Below are 17,872 nucleotides of genomic sequence, written 5' to 3'. Positions count from 1 at the left end.
TGGCGGCCGGGAGGTGCCTCCGGCACCAGACATCGCGGGCCTTGACGGCGCTAACCGTCGGACCAGCCCTAGTGCAACGCCGGGCGGGAGTCCTCGTCATCTTCCTCGCTGTCGGGCAACTTCACATCCACCACGGCGATATTGACCTCGACCACTTCCAGTCCGGTCATGCGCTCCACCGCGGTGATCACATTCTCCCGCACGGTGCGCGCCACATCGCCGATGGAGACGCCGTACTCGACGACGATCTCCAGATCGAGCGCCGTCTGCACCTCCCCGACCTCGGCCTTGACGCCCCGGGTGGCGGACTTGCCGCTGCCCGGCACCCGGTCCCGTACGGCGCCGAACGTGCGGGCGAGGCCGCTGCCCATCGCGTGCACGCCCACCACGTCCCGGGCCGCCATCCCGGCGATCTTGGCCACCACGCCGTCGGCGATGGTGGTGCGCCCCCGGGTGGCGGGATCGCCGGTGCCACGGCGCCCCGCGAGGGACTTGCCGGGCAGCTCGGTCGTCGTCCCGACCTCGGTTTCGGTATCGGACACGGAACCTCACCCCACTTCGACATCCACAGCATCCGAACGGTGGTCAAATCACCGTCCGCCGGCAACCCTACGCGTGCCCGCTGACACGGCGCTCCACGCATGACGCATGCTGGTCGCGGCGAAGGGATGCGGACGATGAGCGACGAGCGGCTGTTGCACGCGGTACGTCAGCAGGTGGAACTGGGGCGGCTGGTGCCGCTCGGTTCGGCGGCCGACGGTGCGTGGCTGGCGGAGCGGGCGGCCGCCGGGGCGCTGCGCCGGGCGGTGGCGGCGGCGGTACCCGCGGCGCGTATCGAGGAGTTGCGGCTCGCGGTCGCCGAGCCGGAGCCGGCACCCGCGGCGGTACCCCCGCCGGCCAGTGCGCTGCCGCCCGGTCCGCTGGCCATGACGGCCACCGTGGCGGCCCCGGTGCACCAGCCGCTGCCCGAGTACGCCAACACGCTGCGGCTGGCGCTGGCCCAGGGGGCCCGCGACCGGCTGGGGCTCGCGGTGGCCACCATCGATCTGCGGGTGGCCGGGCTGATCGAGGATGCCGGGGAGGCCGGCGGGCCGGAGGTGACCGCGACGGAGCCTGGGCCGGCGGACCGCGCGGGCGGGGGCGCGGTGGCCGCTGCGGTGCGGGTGGTGCCCGGGGTGTACGCGTTGCCGCACCGCGTCGAGATCACCGACAGCACGAAGCCGCCGTGCCGGCTGGTCCGGCTGGTGCTTGCGGTGACGGACGGCCGCCGGGTGCTGGACGTGGTCCGGGAGGCCCGGCTGGCCGCCGCCGCCGCGCTGGACGACGAGGCGCCGGGCCCGGTGCGGGTGTCCGCCGTGGTGACCGACGTGGTGCCGGACGGTCAGCGGCCGTCCGCCGAGTAGGGCGTCGCTCGCGGGTCTTCGCGGGTCGGGCCGCTCCCCCGGCCGGCACCGGGAGGTGCCCCACCGGAGGCCGCCGGCTCGGACCGTGCGCTCACTCGCCCAGGCCGGTCAGGTCCCGCAGCCGGCGGGTCTGGGCGGCGCGTTCGGCCTCGCGCTGTTCCTCGGGGGTGTGGGCGGCGGCCGCCGCCAGCAGGGCCTTGGTCTCGGTCACCGCCGCGCGCGGTGCGGCGAGCAGCGCGGTGGTCAGGTCCTCGATGGCGGCGGCCAGTTCCGCCGCCGGAACCACCAGATTGGCCAGGCCGGTGCGCTCGGCCTCCTCGGCGTGGAGGGTGCGGCCGGTGGCACACACCTCCAGCGCACGCGGATAGCCCAGCAGTTCGACCAGCGGCTTGGTGCCACCGAGGTCGGGCACCAGTCCCAGGGTGGTCTCGGGCATTGCGAAAGCGACGTCGTCGGCGCAGATCCGCAGATCGCAGGCGAGGGCGAGCTGGAAGCCCGCGCCGATGGCGTGCCCCTGCACGGCGGCGACGCTGATCAGGTCGCTGCGGCGCCACCAGGTGAACGCCTCCTGGTACTCGGCGATGACGGCGTCGATCTCCCCGTCCGGGCGGCGGGCCAGGGCGGGGAAGGACACCTCACCGTCGATGCCCTCGGGGGTGAACGCCCGCCGGTCGAGACCGGCGGAGAAGGAAACCCCTTCGGCACGCAGCACGACGACCCGTACGGCGCCGTCCAGACGCCGCCCGGCCTCGGCCAGCGCCCGCCACAGGGCAGGGGTCTGGGCGTTGCGCTTGGCCGGGTTGGTCAGGGTGACGGTCGCCAGGGCACCGTCGGCGTCGACGGTGACCCGTACACCGTCCTTCTCCAGCAGCGTCATCGGGTCAGGTTATCCGCCCCCGGCAGCGGTGTGATCAGGCCGCCGGAGACTTTTTTCCTCTGGTCGCTCCGCCGCGGCCACGCAGGGTGACGTCGGCTTCGCTGAGCATGCGGTGCACGAAGCCGTAGGACCTGCCGGTCTCCTCGGCCAGGGCCCGGATACTCGCGCCGGATTCGTATTTACGCTTGAGGTCCGCCGCGAGCTTCTCGCGTGCGGCGCCGGTTACCCGGCTGCCCTTCTTCAGAGTCTCGGCCACCCGTGCCTCCTCGTGGGAAGTGCGCTGTTGGACTCTCCGAACTGACTCTCATGATCACCCCTATCCCGCTTCCTGGCCACCCATTCGACGATGTCCGTACGACAAGCGGACAACGGCTTCCCGGCGCGTCGCGTCCGTACGGCGGTGGGCTCTCGCGCCGCGGGCCGCGCGGTTACGGCGGGGCCAGGTCCGAATCCGCTGGTCAGCGAGGTGGCGCGGCGGGCGTGCGCATGCGAGGAGGGCGGTCGTACGACCGGCGCACTGACACGCCGCGGTACGAGCCGCCCTCACTCATATGAAGGATCAAGACTGGGCCGAATGATCCATCCCGGATGATCACATCCGGTGGATCGGGCCGTCATCAGGCGAGCGCCACCAGGTCCAGGTAGTCCTTGCCCCACAGGTCCTCCACGCCGTCCGGCAGCAGGATGATCCGCTCCGGTTCGAGCGCCTGCACGGCGCCCTCGTCGTGGGTCACCAGGACCACCGCGCCGGTGAAGGTGCGCAGCGCGCCCAGGATCTCCTCGCGGCTGGCCGGGTCGAGGTTGTTGGTGGGCTCGTCCAGCAGCAGCACATTGGCGGAGGAGACGACCAGGGTGGCCAGGGCCAGCCGGGTCTTCTCGCCGCCGGAGAGCACCCCGGCCGGCTTGTCCACGTCGTCGCCGGAGAACAGGAAGGAGCCCAGCGTCTTGCGGATGGCGACCAGGTCCATGTCGGGGGCGGCCGTGCGCATGTTCTCCAGCACGGTGCGCTCGGGGTCCAGCGTCTCGTGCTCCTGGGCGTAGTAGCCGAGCTTGAGCCCGTGGCCAGGGGTGACCTGGCCGGTGTCGGGCTTCTCCACGCCGCCCAGCAGCCGCAGCAAGGTGGTCTTGCCCGCGCCGTTGAGGCCCAGGATCACCACCCGGGAGCCCTTGTCGATGGCGAGCGAGACATCGGTGAAGATCTCCAGCGAGCCGTACGACTTGGACAGGCCCTCGGCCATCAGGGGGGTCTTGCCGCACGGGGCGGGGTCGGGGAAGCGCAGCTTGGCGACCTTGTCCTGCTGCCGTGCCTCCTCCAGGCCGGACAGCAGCCGCTCGGCGCGGCGGGCCATGTTCTGGGCCGCGACGGTCTTGGTGGCCTTGGCGCGCATCTTGTCGGCCTGGGCGTTGAGGGCGGCGGCCTTCTTCTCGGCGTTGGCGCGCTCGCGCTTGCGGCGCCGCTCGTCCGCCTCGCGCTGGGCCAGGTACTGCTTCCAGCCCATGTTGTAGATGTCGATCTGGGAGCGGGTGGCGTCGAGGTAGAAGACCTTGTTGACGACGGTCTCCACCAGCTCGATGTCGTGGGAGATGACCACGAGCCCGCCCCGGTAGGTCTTCAGGAAGTCCCGCAGCCACCCGATGGAGTCGGCGTCCAGGTGGTTGGTGGGCTCGTCGAGCAGCAGGGTGTCGGCGTCCGAGAAGAGGATGCGGGCCAGTTCGACGCGGCGCCGCTGGCCGCCGGAGAGGGTGTGCAGGGGCTGGCCGAGCACCCGGTCGGGCAGGCCGAGGCTGGCGGCGATGGTGGCCGCCTCGGCCTCGGCGGCGTACCCGCCCTTGGTGAGGAACTCGGTCTCCAGGCGCTCGTACTTCTTCATGGCGCGCTCGCGGGTGGCGCCCTTGCCGGTGGCCATCCGCTGCTCGTTCTCGCGCATGCCGCGCAGCACGGTGTCCAGGCCGCGGGCGGAGAGCACCCGGTCGCGGGCGAGCACGTCGAGGTCGCCGGTGCGCGGGTCCTGCGGCAGATAGCCGGTCTCGCCGCCGCGGGTGATGGTGCCGCCGGCCGGGATGCCCTCGCCGGCCAGGCACTTGGTCAAGGTGGTCTTGCCGGCGCCGTTGCGGCCCACCAGACCGATCCGGTCGCCCCGGGCGATGCGGAAGGACGCGGATTCGATCAGAACGCGGGCGCCGGCGCGCAGCTCGACACCGGTTGCGGTAATCACAGGAACACTCCAGGTGAGGACGTACGGGCAGAAGCTTCTTGGGGAGCGGGTACGTCCGCTAAGCAACGAGGAGCGAGATGTCCATACGGGGTAGTTTACCGGGGGCTCGCAAACCTTTTTCGCGCCCCACCCGCCCCCGGAAACCCCCGGGACTCCCCTCAGACGCCGCCGTTGTGGACCTGGAAGGCCGCCCGGCGGACGCGTTTGGCGGTGGCGGGGTCGGGGTGGGCGGCGGCCAGCGCGAGCAGGACCTGCACGGTGTGCGGGTGGCCGCAGGTGCGGATCTCGGTGAGCAGTTCGGGGATGGAGGGCTGGACGGCCGAGTCGAGGTGGTCCAGCAGCAGCTGTCCCGAGCCGTGCTCGTGGGCCGCCGAGGCGGTGTCCACCCACAGCCAGGTGGCCTCCTGCCGGGTGAGGACGGTCAGCGGCGCCTCCTCCGGGTCGGCGTCCGCGCCCTCCCCCTCGTGCTCGGCCAGCCACAGCAGCGCGTAGGGCCGCAGCCCGGCCTCCACGGCGGCGGCGCGTACGGCGGCGCGGGCGGGGGCGCCGACCACCCGCAGCGCGTCGAAGGCCAGGCCGCGGATGAGGGCGTCCTCGCCGCGCGCGGCCTCCAGCAGCTCGTCGACGGCGGGCCCGGTGGGGCGGGCGGCCAGCCAGGCGCGGTACTCGGCGCGGGCGGGGCCGGGGGTGAGTCCGGCGCAGCCGCGCAGCATGCCCACCGCGGACTGTTCGATGTTGCCGGCCGGGCTCTGGGCGGCGATGCAGATCTGTTCCAGCTTGGTCCACATCGCCCAGCCGCCGAGCGGGGTGAGCCGGGCCCGGGCGGGGGTGTCGCCGTAGCGGGCGTGCAGGGTGAGGGCGCCGACGGCGGCGAGTGCGTCCAGGGCCCAGCCCAGCAGCCGTACGAGTTCGGGGTCGGGGGTTATCGAGGCGGCGGCGGCCGGGGCGGGGCCGGTGCCCGGCCGGCCCTCGCGCAGCTCGGTGACGCGCTGGCGCAGCAGGTCCAGGAGTTCCACGGCGGTGACGGGGCCGTCGGACAGCTGCATGAAGGCGAGCAGCTGCGGGACGGCGGTGATGATCTCGGCCACCAGGGTGGTGTCCGCGTCGCCGGGGGCGGGGCGGGCCAGGGACCAGGCGTCGAAGAGGGCGACCCAGCCGCGCAGCACGGCGGTGTCGTCGCTGTCCCAGGCGCGCAGCCGCCAGCCGCCGCGTACCTCTCCGGCGGTGCTGCCGGGTCCGGGGTCGGCCTGTTCGACGAGGCCGGCGAGACGGGCGTTGCCCCACAGTTCGCGCAGTTGGGCGGGGCTGAGCCGCAGCGCCGCGGCGGCCCGGTCGGTGGCGGCGTCCGGGGCGCTGCCGGTGAGCTGGGCCCAGCGGGCCACGCGTACGGCGTCGGCCAGCCGGTCGCGGGCCTGCCGGGCGAGTTCGGCGCGCGGCGGGATGCCGCGGGGCGGGGTGGGGGTGCGTCGTGCGGCGGGGCGGGTTCGGGTTCGCCGGCCCGCGGCGCCGGGCTGGGCGGGCACTTCGGGGACCAGGTGCAACCGGGGCTCGCGCGGAGTTCGGGACGTCACCCGAGCAGTTTCACCGCTGAGGGCTCGAAAGCCCAAACGGCGGTCGTCCGCGCTCACATGAGGGGGGTGACAAAGCGCCGCAGGACGTCCTCGTAGTCGGCCGGGTCGGCGTTCCACATGGCGGCGTGCTCGGCCTGCCGGACGGTGTGCAGGACGACGGCCTCGGGGTGCCGTGCGGCCAGGTCCCGGGAGGCGTCCCAGGGGGCCACGGTGTCGCCGGGGCCGTGCAGGATGAGCACCGGCAGCGGCTTGCCGTGCGGCCCGGTGACCAGCGGCGGCGGGTCGGCGTCGTGCGGCAGGAGCCCGCCCTGGGCGCCGGCGACGGCCAGCGGCAGCAGCGGAGTGGGGACACCGCGCCGGGCGGCCAGGGCGCGCCGGGTGGCGGCCCGGTCCAGGACGGGTGAATCGAGGACGAGTCCGGCCACGTGAGGGGCGAGCGGGGAGTGCGCGGCGGCGTACAGGGCCATGGTGGCGCCGGTGGACCAGCCGTGCAGGATCACCCGACGGGCGCCCAGGTGCAGGGCGTGCCGGATGGCGGCGTCGGCGTCGTGCCATTCGGCGGCGCCGAACCGGTTCATGTCCTGGCGGGTGCGGGGGGCGCCGGGACCGCCCGGATCGCCGCGATAACGGGGGATCAGCACCGGGAACTGGTCCCGCTGCCAGCGGGGCAGCAGGTTGAGCGCCTGTTCGCGGGTGGCCCCGAGTCCGCCGTGCAGGGCGATGATCCAGGTGTCGCGGTCCCCGGGGACCCACCAGGTCGGCAGTGCGCCCAGTTCACCGGGGACCGTGATGTCGGTGTACGGGATGCCGAGCGCCGTGAGCGGGTCGCCCCGGTAGAGCTGCGGGGTGACGGTGACGTGGGTGCCGGGGGTGAGCCGTGGGCCCTCCTCCGGGGTGGTGCCGATCAGGCGGCGCACGACGGTGCGGTCGCCGGCCGGTACGTCGAGCAGGTCACCGACGACGGCCCGGGCGGGCGGGTCGCCGTGGCTCGCCTCCAGCGCGTACGTGCCCGGGCGCAGGGTTTCCAGCGTGCGGGTGAGGGTGATGCGTCCGGCGGCGGTGGCGTGCACCGTCAGCGGGACGCCGGTGAAGCCGACCGGGGTGGTGGCTCGTCTGCCGCTGCGTACCGCCGCCACGGCTGCCGCGGCGGTGGCTCCCAGGAGGGCTGTGGCGGTCATCGCCGCCGTAGTGCGCCGAACCATGGCTCCAGCATGCGGGGGGACGTGGAGCGCGGCCACTCGGGGCGGGGTGAAGAGGGTGTGCGAAGGGGGTGTGATGCGCCTCGTTCACCTGCGCATTCACCGTTCTGACAAGGGTCCTTGGGACACAGCACCAGGTGGCTGCCAGCAGTTCACTTTCCGTTCATCTGTTTCTTTTACGTTCACCGCGGCCTTACCCCGTCGAACTGATTGTCCGGTGGATGGAACACATCACGCTGTTGATCGCGATCGTGATCGTCACGGCTTTGGTATTTGACTTCACCAATGGCTTCCATGACACGGCCAATGCCATGGCCACCACCATCTCCACCGGGGCCATGAAGCCCAAGGCGGCGGTGGCCATGTCGGCCGTCCTCAACCTGGTCGGCGCCTTTCTGTCGGTCGAGGTGGCGCGGACCATCTCGGGCGGGATCATCGATGAGTCGGCGGGTGTCCGGCCCGAGGTGATCTTCGCCGGTCTGGTGGGCGCCATCATCTGGAACCTGCTCACCTGGCTGGTGGGGCTGCCCTCCAGTTCCTCGCACGCCCTGTTCGGCGGGCTGATCGGGGCGACCATCGCCTCGGTGGGCCTGGACGCCATCCACGGTGACGCCGTGGTGATGAAGGTGATCGTCCCGGCGCTGGTGGCACCGCTGGTGGCGGGGTTCGCCGCGATGTGGGCGACCCGGCTGACGTACCGGGTGGCGCGCAACGCGGATGAGCGGGCCACCTCCAAGGGGTACCGGGCGGGCCAGATCGGCTCGGCCGCGCTGGTCTCCCTGGCACACGGCACCAATGACGCGCAGAAGACGATGGGCGTGATGACCCTGGCGCTGATCGCGGGCGGGGCGCTGGCCCCGGACTCGGATCCGCCCATGTGGGTGATCGCCTCGGCCGGGATCGCGATCGCGCTCGGTACCTACCTGGGCGGCTGGCGCATCATCCGCACCCTGGGCAAGGGCCTCACCGACATTCAGCCGCCGCAGGGCTTCGCGGCCCAGACCAGCGCGGCGACCACGATCCTGGCCTCCTCCCACATGGGCTTCGCGCTCTCCACCACCCAGGTGTGCTCGGGCGCGGTCATGGGCTGCGGCCTGGGCCGCAAGGGCGGCGTGGTGCACTGGTCCACGGCGCGCAAGATGGTGGTGGCGTGGGGGCTGACGCTGCCGGCCGCCGGCATCATCGGCGCGCTGGGCGCGCTGCTGGCCGAGCAGGGCACCTGGGGTGTCAGCGCGGTGCTGGCGCTGCTGGTCGTGGTGAGCACCGCCATCTTCCTGCGGTCGCGGCGCGACCCGGTGGACCACTCGAACGTGAACGACGTGAACGACGTGAACGAGCCGGTGGCCGGCGGTGGCGCCGTCCGTGCGGACGGGGAGCCGGCCGCGATCCCCGGGGCGGTCGCGATACCGCTCCAGGTGACGATTCCGCAGGCGGCCTCCGCCGCCCGGGCCGGCGATGAGCCGTCCGTACCCGACAAGCCCACCACGACGGTCTGAGGTAACAGCGATGAACATCGAGTGGTCCGTACTGGGCGAGGTCGTCCTGGTCTCCATCCTGATGACGGTGGCGCTGGTCGGCCTGTTCACGGTCGGCATCGTCACCGGATCCGCCCAGGGCGGCGGCACGGCGACCGCCGCCGCCCGGCCGCGGCTGGCCGTGACGCTGAGCAAGCTGATCGCCTACACCTGCTTCGCCCTGTGTGCCGCGGCGGTCGTCTTCGGGATCTATCTGATCGCGTTCTGAATCGCGCGCCCGGTCGGGCGTCCTCCTCCGGGGTGCCCCCGGCCCGGGACAAGGGCCGGGGGCACCGCTACGGAACGAGGGCGATCAGAGCGGGATCAGCCCTCGGCGGTCCTGCGGGCGGCTGCCGCCGCCATGGCGCGGCGCCGGGCGACCAGGAGGATGCCGCCGCCGCCCAGCAGGGCGATGGCGCTGCCCGCGAGGTACGGCGTGCGGGGGTCGCCTCCGGTGGCGGCCAGGTCCGGGGTGCGCTGGTCGACCTCGCTGCGGTCACCGGTCTGGGTGCTGGGGCCCTGCGGCTCCGGCTGCTCCTCCTCGGCCGGCGGCTCGGGCTCCTCGCGCTCGGGCTCCTCCTCCTCGCCCGGGTCCCGCGTGCCGTCCGGGGTGGTGCAGCCGACCTCGGCCAGCGTGATGCGGCCCTCGACCTCCGCGACGTTGAGCTTGAGCGGGTTGACGGAGATCTGGAGGTCCAGCGCGCTGGCGGCGGCGGTGTCGGTGGTGGTCTCGGTCCTGGACAGGTCCAGCTGGACGGAGCCGACCCCGGGCACGTTCACCGTGGTGCTGCCGCCGGTGGTGAGGGTGATCTCCTTGCCGAGCACCGTGACGCTCGCGCCGAGGTTGGCCTCGGCGACGGGGGCGGCCCCGGTGGCGCAGACGGCGCGGGCGGTGACGGCCTCCAGTTCGACCACGGACAGCAGCGGCAGGCCCGGGACGTGGATCTTCGCCTCGGCGAGCGAGACCTCGGCCTCGGTGCCGTCCGCGGTGGCGGACGCGGAGGCGGAGGCGACATCGGCGCGCAGCACCTGGAAGGGGCGGCCGCCGTCCACCCCGTCGAGGGTGGCGCTGAGGGCGGTCTTGTCCGCGGTGCCCTCGGTCTCGGGGGCGTTCACCTCGTTGAGCGTGAGTTCGAGCGGCAGCTGGACGGTGCGGTTGAGCAGGCCGACGTCCAGGCCGGTGCGGAGCACGGTGGCGCGGGCCGAGCCGCGGCCGTCGTGCTCCTCACCGGTGCTGTCCCCGCCGGTCGTCGCGTACGCGGGGCCCGCGGCCCCCAGCAGCGCTGCGGTGGCCAGCAGGACGGCTGACCGGCGGAAGGCAGAGTTGTACACGTGTGGAACCCCCACAGAAAAGTTGGCGCCGCCACGCGTGCCGATGGGGGACATCACACGCGTTGGCGACTGGGACTCCGCCATCCTTGACGTTCAAACATGGAAACGTCAGCAGTCTTCGGGCACTTCACCCGAACGGGGCAAAGTCGCTCAGGCATGCGAATCCTGGGCCACTCCTGTTCCCCCACGTCCCCGTTTTCACCCGGACGCGCGCCCCCTCAGGCCACCACACGCCCCCGCAGAACCACCCGGCGCGGGCGGGCCAGCACCGCGAGTTCGGCCCGCGGGTCCTCCCCGTACACCACCAGATCGGCCGGGGCGCCCTCTGTCAGACCCGGACGACCCAGCCACTGTCGCGCCCGCCAGGACGCCGCGCCCAGCGCCGCGTGCACCGGCAGCCCGGCCGCCCGCAGTTCGGCCACTTCCTGGGCGATCAGCCCGTGCCCCAGCGAGCCCCCGGCGTCGGTTCCGGCGAAGACCGCGATCCCCGCGTCGTACGCCGCCCGCACCGTGTCGTACCGGCGGGCGTGCAGCCGCCGCATGTGGTCCGCCCAGCGCGGGAACTTCGCCTCCCCGCCCTCCGCGAGCCGGGGGAAGGTGGCGATGTTCACCAGCGTCGGCACGATCGCCACCCCGCGCTCCGCGAACAGCGGGATCAACTCCCGGGTCAGCCCGGTGGCGTGCTCCACGCAGTCGATGCCCGCCTCCACCAGGTCGCGCAGCGAGTCCTCCGCGAAGCAGTGCGCGGTGACCCGCGCGCCCTCCTCGTGCGCCGCCGCGACGGCCTCGCGCAGTGCCGTGGCGGGCCAGCACGGCGTCAGGTCGCCGCGCTCGCGGTCGATCCAGTCGCCGACCAGCTTCACCCAGCCGTCGCCGCGCCGGGCCTGCTCCCGTACCGTCGCGGCCAGCACGGCGGGCTCGACCTCCTCGGCGTAGTTGCGGATGTAGCGCCGGGGGCGGGCGATGTGCCGGCCGGCCCTGATGAGGTGCGGGAGGTCGGCGCGGTCATCGATCCAGCGGGTGTCGGCGGGCGAGCCCGCGTCCCGCAGCAGCAGGGCGCCCGCGTCCCGCTCCGTCAGCGCCTGCCGTTCCGTGGTGGCCCGGTCCACGGCGCCGTGCGCGTCCAGTCCGACATGGCAGTGCGCGTCCACCAGGCCGGGCAGCACCCAGCCGCTGACCGTGGTCATCTCCCGCACCCCCACGGGGCGCCGGAAGGTGATCCGGCCGCCGACGACCCACAGTTCGTCCCGCACCCGCCATTCGGCCCGCGCACCGTCCACCGCGGCCGGGCCCAGCAGGACCCGTCCCTTGATGTGCATCGCCGGTGTGTCGTCAATCATGCTCGGCAGCCTACAAATTGACTGCTAGTCTCCAGGGTCGCCGGGGGTCCGGGCGTTGGTCGGCATGTTGCACGACGTGTCGGACCAGGACGGTGGGGTTCGACGGGAGAACCGGGTCCGCAACACCAAGGAGGCCGGCGTGGCCGACCCCAGCGAGGATTTCAGCGCGGAGTTCGACGCGTTCTTCGAACGGCACCACGCCGAACTCGCCAGGCTCGCCCACCTGCTGCTCGGCGGGCCGGACAGCGCCGAGAGCGCCGACGACCTGGCCGCGGACGCGCTGGTCGCCATCTGGCACCGCTGGGAGCGGGTACGGGCCGCCGACCGCCCCATCGCGTACGCCCGGGGCGTGGTGGCCAATATGGCGCGCTCCCGGATCCGCAGCAGAACCCGCGAGCGGCGCAGGATCGCGCTGTTCTGGTCGCAGCACAGCACCCACACCAACGGCCCGGACGTCCCCGCGGTGCTCGATGTACGGGCCGCGCTGGGACGGCTGCCCTACCGCAAGCGCGCCTGTGTGGTGCTGCGGCACGCCTTCGACCTGTCCGAACGCGAGACCGCCCGCACGCTGGGCATCTCGGTCGGTACGGTGAAGAGCCAGACCTCGCGCGGCATCGCCGAGCTGGAGCGGTTGCTGACGCCGGGTGAGGCCGGCCGCGGCCAGGGCGGTGGCCCGCCCCTGCGGGTGCTGCGCACCGGACCGGTGGAACGGAGTAGCTGATGGCGGAGCGCACAGAGCCGTCCGGGGTGACCGGCGCGCTGCGCGAGGCGGCCGGCGCGCACCGGCCGGACCGGGAGCGGATGCGGGCGCGGGTGAGCGCGGGCATCGCGGACGGCGGCGGGCTCCGGGAGCGTACGCCGCGCCGCGTGCCGTGGCCTGCCGCGCTGCCCGCCCGGGCGCGGGCCGTCGGTGCCGCGGCGGTACTCGCGGTGGCGGCGGGCGCTGTGGCGGGGGCGGTGGCCTGGTGGGGCCCGGCCGCGGGCCCCGACCCGGTGCCGCCGGCGGGTGAGGCGCCGCCGCCCGCGGCGGTGACGGCCGGGCCGCTCAGCGCGCTGGGCGAGGTGGATCCGGGCTCGCACGCCTTCTGGTCGCAGAGCAATGTCACGGTGCGCACGGAGGAGCCGCTGACGGTGTTCACGCTGGAACTGCGGGTGACCGGCGGGGAGGGGGTGCGCTCGACGGGGGCCTGGCGGACGCTGCCCGGCGAGGACTTCAAGCTCACCGTGAGCCAGGAGGCGGGGCAGCTGGTCCACCGGTGGGAGCTGCGGGCCGGGGCCGAGGTGCCGGCCGGGACGCATGTGTTCGCCGCGCAGTACGACCATCCGGCGGGCGAACGGGAACCCGGGCGCGACCGTTACCTCGTCCGGGCGACGGGGGCGGGCGGCCCGTTGTCCGCCGAAGGTGCTTTCCGGTGAATGGCACGCGTCAATTCAGTGCCTTTTCAACCATCGCGCGGACTGCTCTTTCCGGGTGAATATTTTGGCCGACATATCAAGGAGCTCCTGCCCCGTTTTCCGGACCTCAAACGCGCGCATTGTGGTGGATGTAATGCACCCCACAACCCCGTGAAGAGGTCACAGCTTCGTTACGCATCCGTGACAAACGGCGCATCGTCGCCCCATTTGTCACGGTAACTAACCGACATATCCGGGCAAGACACCATGCCTTCAGGCGATCATGGGGCCGCCCCCATAACATATCGCCCACCGCCGGGGTAACCCCCTCTCGCGATGCGATTTCCGCCCATGCTCGGTAAATTCGATGGGCATGACCCCCGCACAAGCAGACCATGCACGTGCCGACCAGGAATTCATCGAAATAGCCGGCGGACTACGACTGGAAAGCCCGCGTCTTGAGGATGGAGCAGCATTGTGGCGCATCGCCCGTGACTCCAAGGCCCTCGACCTGAACTCCTCCTACAGCTACCTTCTGTGGTGCCGCGACTACGCGGGCACCTCGATCGTGGCGAGGGACCGTACCGGTGAACCGGTCGGGTTCATCACCGGCTACACCCGCCCCGAGGCCCCGCGCACCCTGCTCATCTGGCAGGTGGCCGTCGACGCGGCACAGCGCGGCAAGGGACTCGCCGCGGCGATGCTGGACGGCCTGGTCCTGCGCACCGGCCGCGAGTGGGGGGTGGACACGGTGGAGACCACCATCACACCGGACAACACCGCCTCCAACCGGCTGTTCGCCTCCTTCGCCGAGCGTCACGGCGCCGGGCTCGAACGGGAGGTCCTGTTCGACTCCGGGGCCTTCCCCGAGAACGGACACGAGCCGGAGGTGCTCTACCGGATCGGCCCCGTCCCGGCACCCGGCGGGCCCTAGGCCCGCGCTCCCCTCCCCCACCCCACTTCCCCAAGCCACTCGCGTACCGCATCCCCCAGGGAGAACGCCGTGACCATCACCCAGCCCGATCTGAGCGTCTTCGAGGCCGTGGAGTCCGAAGTCCGCAGCTACTGCCGTTCCTGGCCCACCATCTTCGACCGGGCCCACGGCAGCTACCTGTACGACGAGGACGGCCGCACCTACCTCGACTTCTTCGCCGGGGCGGGGTCGCTGAACTACGGGCACAACAACCCCGTCCTCAAACGCGCCCTCATCGACTACCTGGAGCGCGACGGCATCACCCACGGACTGGACATGTCCACCACCGCCAAGCGGGCGTTCCTGGAGACCTTCCGCGACATCGTGCTGCGCCCCAGGGACATGGACCACAAGGTGATGTTCCCCGGCCCCACCGGCACCAACGCGGTGGAGTCCGCCCTCAAGCTGGCCCGCAAGGTGAAGGGCCGCGAGTCGATCGTCTCCTTCACCAACGCCTTCCACGGCATGTCGCTCGGCTCGCTCGCGGTCACCGGCAACGCCTTCAAGCGGGCCGGCGCCGGCATCCCGCTGGTGCACGGCACCCCGATGCCCTTCGACGACTACCTGGATGGGCAGACCCCGGACTTCATCTGGTTCGAGCGGCTGCTGGAGGACTCCGGGTCCGGGCTGAACCAGCCCGCCGCCGTGATCGTGGAGACCGTCCAGGGCGAGGGCGGCATCAACGTGGCGCGCCCCGAGTGGCTGCGCGCGCTGGCCGATCTGTGCCGGCGCCACGACATGCTGCTGATCGTCGACGACATCCAGATGGGCTGCGGCCGCACCGGGGCGTTCTTCTCCTTCGAGGAGTCGGGCGTCGTCCCGGACATCATCACCGTGTCGAAGTCGATCAGCGGCTACGGGCTGCCGCTGGCGCTGACCCTCTTCCGTCCCGAGCTGGACGTCTGGGAGCCGGGCGAGCACAACGGCACCTTCCGCGGCAACAACCCGGCCTTCGTCACCGCCGCCGCCGCGCTCAACACCTACTGGAGCGACGGCCAGATGGAGAAGCAGACCCTGGCCCGCGGTGAGCGGGTGGAGCAGGCGCTGCGCCAGATCGTCGCCGAACACGCGCACGCCGGGGCCTCCTACCGCGGCCGCGGTCTGGTCTGGGGACTGGAGTTCCAGGACCCGGAGCGCGCCACCGCCGTGTGCAAGCGCGCCTTCGAACTCGGCCTGCTGCTGGAGACCTCCGGCCCGCAGAGCGAGGTCGTCAAGTTCCTTCCGGCCCTGACCATCACCCCGGAGGAGCTGGACGAGGGCCTGCGCATCGTCACCCGCGCCATCCGCGACACCGACTGACCGGCCGGTGGGCCCGCCTCCGGCCGGAGGCGGGCCCACCGTCGCGTCCGGTCCACCGACCATCCGACCGATCAGCACCGAGACAGCCACGAGAAGGGAAGTCGAACACCGTGATCGTCCGATCCATCAGCGACATCGAGGGCACCGACCGGGACATCGAATCCGCGTCGGGCACCTGGCGCAGCAAGCGCATCATCCTGGCCAAGGAGCGCGTCGGGTTCTCCCTCCACGAGACGGTGCTGTACGCCGGCACCGAGACCTCGATGTGGTACGCCAACCACGTGGAAGCGGTCTTCTGCGTGTCGGGCGAGGCCGAGCTCACCAACGACAACACCGGCGAGAAGCACCGGATCACCCCGGGGACGATGTATCTGCTGGACGGCCACGAGAAGCACACCGTCCGGCCGGTCACCGACTTCAAGGTGCTCTGCGTCTTCAACCCGCCGGTCACCGGCCGTGAGGACCACGACGAGAACGGCGTCTACCCGCTGCTCACCGAACCCGAGGTGAGCTGAGCGCACAGCCGCCGCCGGCGGCACCACCACCCGGAACCGGAAAGGGAAGGCACGCACCATGACCATCGCCCGCGAACGCACCGCTGACCTGTACCCGACCCGTGGCGCCACCGAGGTGTCCACCCCGCGGCAGGATCCGGTGGTGTGGTCCCCGCCCGGCACCGCCGGGCCGGTCGGCGCGCAGCAGCTGGCCGGTCTGGAGCGGGACGGTTTCCTGGCCGTCGATCAGCTCATCACCGCGGACGAGGTGGCGGTGTACCGCGCCGAACTCGACCGGCTGATCGCGGACCCGGACATCCGGGCGAACGAGCGCTCGATCATCGAGCCGCAGTCGCAGGAGATCCGTTCGGTGTTCGAAGTGCACAAGCTCAGCCAGGTCTTCGCCGATCTGGTGCGCGACCCCCGGGTGGTGGGGATGGCGCGCCAGATACTGGGCTCCGAGGTGTACGTCCACCAGTCGCGGATCAACGTCAAGCCGGGGTTCGGCGCCAGTGGCTTCTACTGGCACTCGGACTTCGAGACCTGGCACGCGGAGGACGGGCTGCCACGGATGCGCACGATCTCGGTGTCGATCGCGCTGACCGAGAACTACGACACCAACGGCGGCCTGATGATCATGCCGGGGTCGCACCGGACGTTCCTGGGCTGCGCCGGTGAGACGCCCAGGGACAACTACAAGAAGTCGCTGCAGATGCAGGACGCCGGGACCCCGTCCGACGAGGCGCTCACCCGGTTCGCGCAGGAGCACGGCATCAAGCTGTTCACCGGTGCGGCCGGTTCCGCCACCTGGTTCGACTGCAACTGCATGCACGGGTCGGGGGACAACATCACCCCGTACCCGCGCAGCAATGTGTTCATCGTGTTCAACAGCGTGGAGAACACGGCCGTGGAGCCGTTCGCCGCGCCGGTCCCGCGCCCCGACTACATCGGGGCCCGGGACTTCACCCCGGTGCGGTAACCGGGATCAGTGGTACGGCCGGGGAGGGCCCCGGCGCCCCGCCAGCGGCGCCGGGGCCCTCCCCTGTCCTGTCTTGTGCCCCGTTACGCCCACCACATGGCGGGCAGCGCGCGGTCGTCGTAGTCGAACAGCGCCTGGTTCTCCCAGCCGTTGCCCGAGGACGGGTCGGTCTCGTCCCAGCCGTTGCCCGGCACCGCCGTCCAGGCCGGTTCCCAGTAGAAGATCCCCAGCCCGCGGCCGCGCGGCACCGAGGCCACCACCTGGCCGATGTCCCGCATCCAGGCGGTCTGCCCCTGCGGGGTGGCCGGGTAGCCGGGGACCAGCTGCGAGGGAGTGGCGATGATGTCCTCGTGGTTGTCCTTGCTGCCGAGCCGGAACGGGTACGCCGTCTCCGCCACCAGCACGTCCTTGCCGTAACGGCTCGCCGCGTCGTGCAGGTTGGTGCGGAGCTGGGCCAGTGTCCCGTGCCAGTAGCCGTAGAAGGACAGGGCGATCACATCGAAGGGGACCCCGCGCGAGGTGGCGTTGTCGAACCACCAGCGGGTACCGCCGTTGTCACCGCCCTCCGCCAGGTGCAGGGCGATCCGGGTGCCGGGTGAGGCGGAACGGGCGCCCTGGGCCCCGGCGTTCAGCAGTCCCGCCAGCTTGTCCCAGTCGGTGGAGCGGCCGTCGGGCCACAGCATGCCGCCGTTGATCTCGTTGCCGATCTGCGCCATGGCGGCGGGGGTGCCCTGCCGGACGAGGGAGCCGAGGATGTCGGCGGTGTGGTCCCGTACCGCCGTCTCCAGCGCCGTGCCGGTGAGGCTGTTCCAGGCGGCGGGCTTGAACTGCTTGCCGGGATCGGCCCAGGTGTCGGAGTAGTGGAAGTCCACGAGGAGTCGCATGCCCTGGGCCTGGATCCGGCGGGCCATGGCCAGCAGCTGCCGCTTGCCGTGGTAGCCGTCGGCGGAGTCGACCCAGACCTTGATCCGGGCCCAGTTGGCGCCGGCCTCGCGCAGGATCCGGACGGCGTCGCCCCGGGTGCCGTCCGCGTAGCGGAAGACGGCTCCCTTGTCCTCGCCCTTGGGGAGCGAGGACAGGTCGACGCCCCGGATGTTCAGCGCGGCGGCCTGCGCGCCGGATACGGGGAGGGCGGCGAGCACGGCGGGGGTGGCGAGAGCCGCCGTGCCCAGGCGGAGCACACTGCGTCGGCGCATCGTCAAGGGTCCCTTCCTTGGAATGGTGCCTGAACGGTGGGGGGTGGCGCTGTTCCTGGTGGCCCGGTGGTGCGTGGCTACGGG

General features: G+C 72.3%; 17 protein-coding genes and 1 pseudogene. 9 read left to right on the top strand and 9 right to left on the bottom strand.

Translation table 11 applies throughout. The annotated features are described in order from the left end of the window. Positions 1-68: 68 nt before the first annotated feature. On the bottom strand, positions 69-503 hold the full coding sequence (locus H7827_RS24630) for an Asp23/Gls24 family envelope stress response protein (RefSeq protein WP_046725418.1): 435 nt from the start codon (positions 501-503) through the stop codon (positions 69-71). 174 nt (positions 504-677) lie between these two features. On the opposite strand from H7827_RS24630, the gene H7827_RS24625 reads away from it, so the two are divergent. Then, a complete protein-coding gene (locus H7827_RS24625) occupies positions 678-1,403 on the top strand; it encodes a hypothetical protein (RefSeq protein WP_432747375.1) in 726 nt (241 codons plus the stop codon). A gap of 91 nt (positions 1,404-1,494) precedes the next feature. Here the strand turns inward: H7827_RS24625 and H7827_RS24620 are convergent, their stop codons facing one another. The 5 genes from H7827_RS24620 to H7827_RS24600 form a co-directional block, all read right to left on the bottom strand. Further along, positions 1,495-2,280 (bottom strand): enoyl-CoA hydratase/isomerase family protein, encoded by a 786-nt coding sequence (locus H7827_RS24620; protein ID WP_364244206.1) that lies wholly within the window; start codon positions 2,278-2,280, stop codon positions 1,495-1,497. Between the two features lie 34 nt (positions 2,281-2,314). Then, positions 2,315-2,536: a helix-turn-helix domain-containing protein gene (locus H7827_RS24615; protein WP_030733842.1), complete on the bottom strand. Its 222-nt coding sequence runs from the start codon at positions 2,534-2,536 to the stop codon at positions 2,315-2,317. Positions 2,537-2,897: 361 nt separating this feature from the next. Next, entirely contained in the window at positions 2,898-4,496 is a 1,599-nt protein-coding gene (gene abc-f, locus H7827_RS24610; RefSeq protein ID WP_200368059.1) for a ribosomal protection-like ABC-F family protein, read from the bottom strand. Positions 4,497-4,654: 158 nt separating this feature from the next. Next, positions 4,655-6,067: a hypothetical protein gene (locus H7827_RS24605; RefSeq protein ID WP_432747374.1), complete on the bottom strand. Its 1,413-nt coding sequence runs from the start codon at positions 6,065-6,067 to the stop codon at positions 4,655-4,657. Between the two features lie 53 nt (positions 6,068-6,120). Continuing rightward, the gene (locus H7827_RS24600) at positions 6,121-7,269 is read right to left on the bottom strand and encodes an alpha/beta hydrolase (protein ID WP_432747373.1); all 1,149 of its coding nucleotides are present in this window, start codon (positions 7,267-7,269) and stop codon (positions 6,121-6,123) included. Positions 7,270-7,487: 218 nt separating this feature from the next. Here H7827_RS24600 and H7827_RS24595 point away from each other — a divergent pair, with 218 nt between their 5' ends. Together H7827_RS24595 and H7827_RS24590 are read left to right on the top strand one after the other, a co-directional pair. Beyond that, positions 7,488-8,762: an inorganic phosphate transporter gene (locus H7827_RS24595; RefSeq protein WP_432747372.1), complete on the top strand. Its 1,275-nt coding sequence runs from the start codon at positions 7,488-7,490 to the stop codon at positions 8,760-8,762. Positions 8,763-8,772: 10 nt separating this feature from the next. Beyond that, the gene (locus tag H7827_RS24590; protein ID WP_200368056.1) at positions 8,773-9,009 is read left to right on the top strand and encodes a hypothetical protein; all 237 of its coding nucleotides are present in this window, start codon (positions 8,773-8,775) and stop codon (positions 9,007-9,009) included. A 95-nt stretch (positions 9,010-9,104) separates the two neighbouring features. On the opposite strand, the gene H7827_RS24585 is transcribed toward H7827_RS24590, so the two are convergent. Both H7827_RS24585 and H7827_RS24580 read right to left on the bottom strand, forming a co-directional pair. Next, positions 9,105-10,166 (bottom strand): SCO1860 family LAETG-anchored protein, encoded by a 1,062-nt coding sequence (locus tag H7827_RS24585; protein WP_432747371.1) that lies wholly within the window; start codon positions 10,164-10,166, stop codon positions 9,105-9,107. A 164-nt stretch (positions 10,167-10,330) separates the two neighbouring features. Further along, positions 10,331-11,452, bottom strand: a complete 1,122-nt coding sequence (locus tag H7827_RS24580) for an amidohydrolase family protein (RefSeq protein WP_386535246.1) — start codon at positions 11,450-11,452, stop codon at positions 10,331-10,333. A 64-nt stretch (positions 11,453-11,516) separates the two neighbouring features. On the opposite strand from H7827_RS24580, the gene H7827_RS24575 reads away from it, so the two are divergent. From H7827_RS24575 to thpD, 6 genes are all read left to right on the top strand, one after another. After that, positions 11,517-12,173 (top strand): SigE family RNA polymerase sigma factor, encoded by a 657-nt coding sequence (locus H7827_RS24575; protein WP_432747369.1) that lies wholly within the window; start codon positions 11,517-11,519, stop codon positions 12,171-12,173. Further along, on the top strand, positions 12,173-12,868 hold the full coding sequence (locus H7827_RS24570) for a hypothetical protein (protein WP_432747367.1): 696 nt from the start codon (positions 12,173-12,175) through the stop codon (positions 12,866-12,868). The genes H7827_RS24575 and H7827_RS24570 overlap by 1 nt, the downstream gene beginning before the upstream one ends. Before the next feature lie 352 nt (positions 12,869-13,220). Next, positions 13,221-13,781 (top strand): diaminobutyrate acetyltransferase, encoded by a 561-nt coding sequence (gene ectA, locus H7827_RS24565; RefSeq protein ID WP_046722969.1) that lies wholly within the window; start codon positions 13,221-13,223, stop codon positions 13,779-13,781. A gap of 69 nt (positions 13,782-13,850) precedes the next feature. Continuing rightward, a complete protein-coding gene (ectB, locus tag H7827_RS24560) occupies positions 13,851-15,119 on the top strand; it encodes a diaminobutyrate--2-oxoglutarate transaminase (protein ID WP_432747366.1) in 1,269 nt (422 codons plus the stop codon). Between the two features lie 110 nt (positions 15,120-15,229). Next, on the top strand, positions 15,230-15,634 hold the full coding sequence (locus H7827_RS24555; protein WP_030733865.1) for an ectoine synthase: 405 nt from the start codon (positions 15,230-15,232) through the stop codon (positions 15,632-15,634). A 58-nt stretch (positions 15,635-15,692) separates the two neighbouring features. Continuing rightward, on the top strand, positions 15,693-16,592 hold the full coding sequence (thpD, locus tag H7827_RS24550) for an ectoine hydroxylase (protein ID WP_386535235.1): 900 nt from the start codon (positions 15,693-15,695) through the stop codon (positions 16,590-16,592). Between the two features lie 83 nt (positions 16,593-16,675). On the opposite strand, the pseudogene H7827_RS24545 reads toward thpD, so the two are convergent. Next, positions 16,676-17,698: pseudogene (locus H7827_RS24545) on the bottom strand (glycoside hydrolase family 53 protein); the annotation flags it as partial. Positions 17,699-17,872: the final 174 nt, after the last annotated feature.

The organism is Streptomyces sp. JH002 (assembly GCF_050916115.1).
GTDB lineage: Bacteria > Actinomycetota > Actinomycetes > Streptomycetales > Streptomycetaceae > Streptomyces > Streptomyces xiamenensis.
Note: the sequence above shows the minus strand (reverse complement) of the source record. Positions and strands in the feature narration are given on the sequence as shown.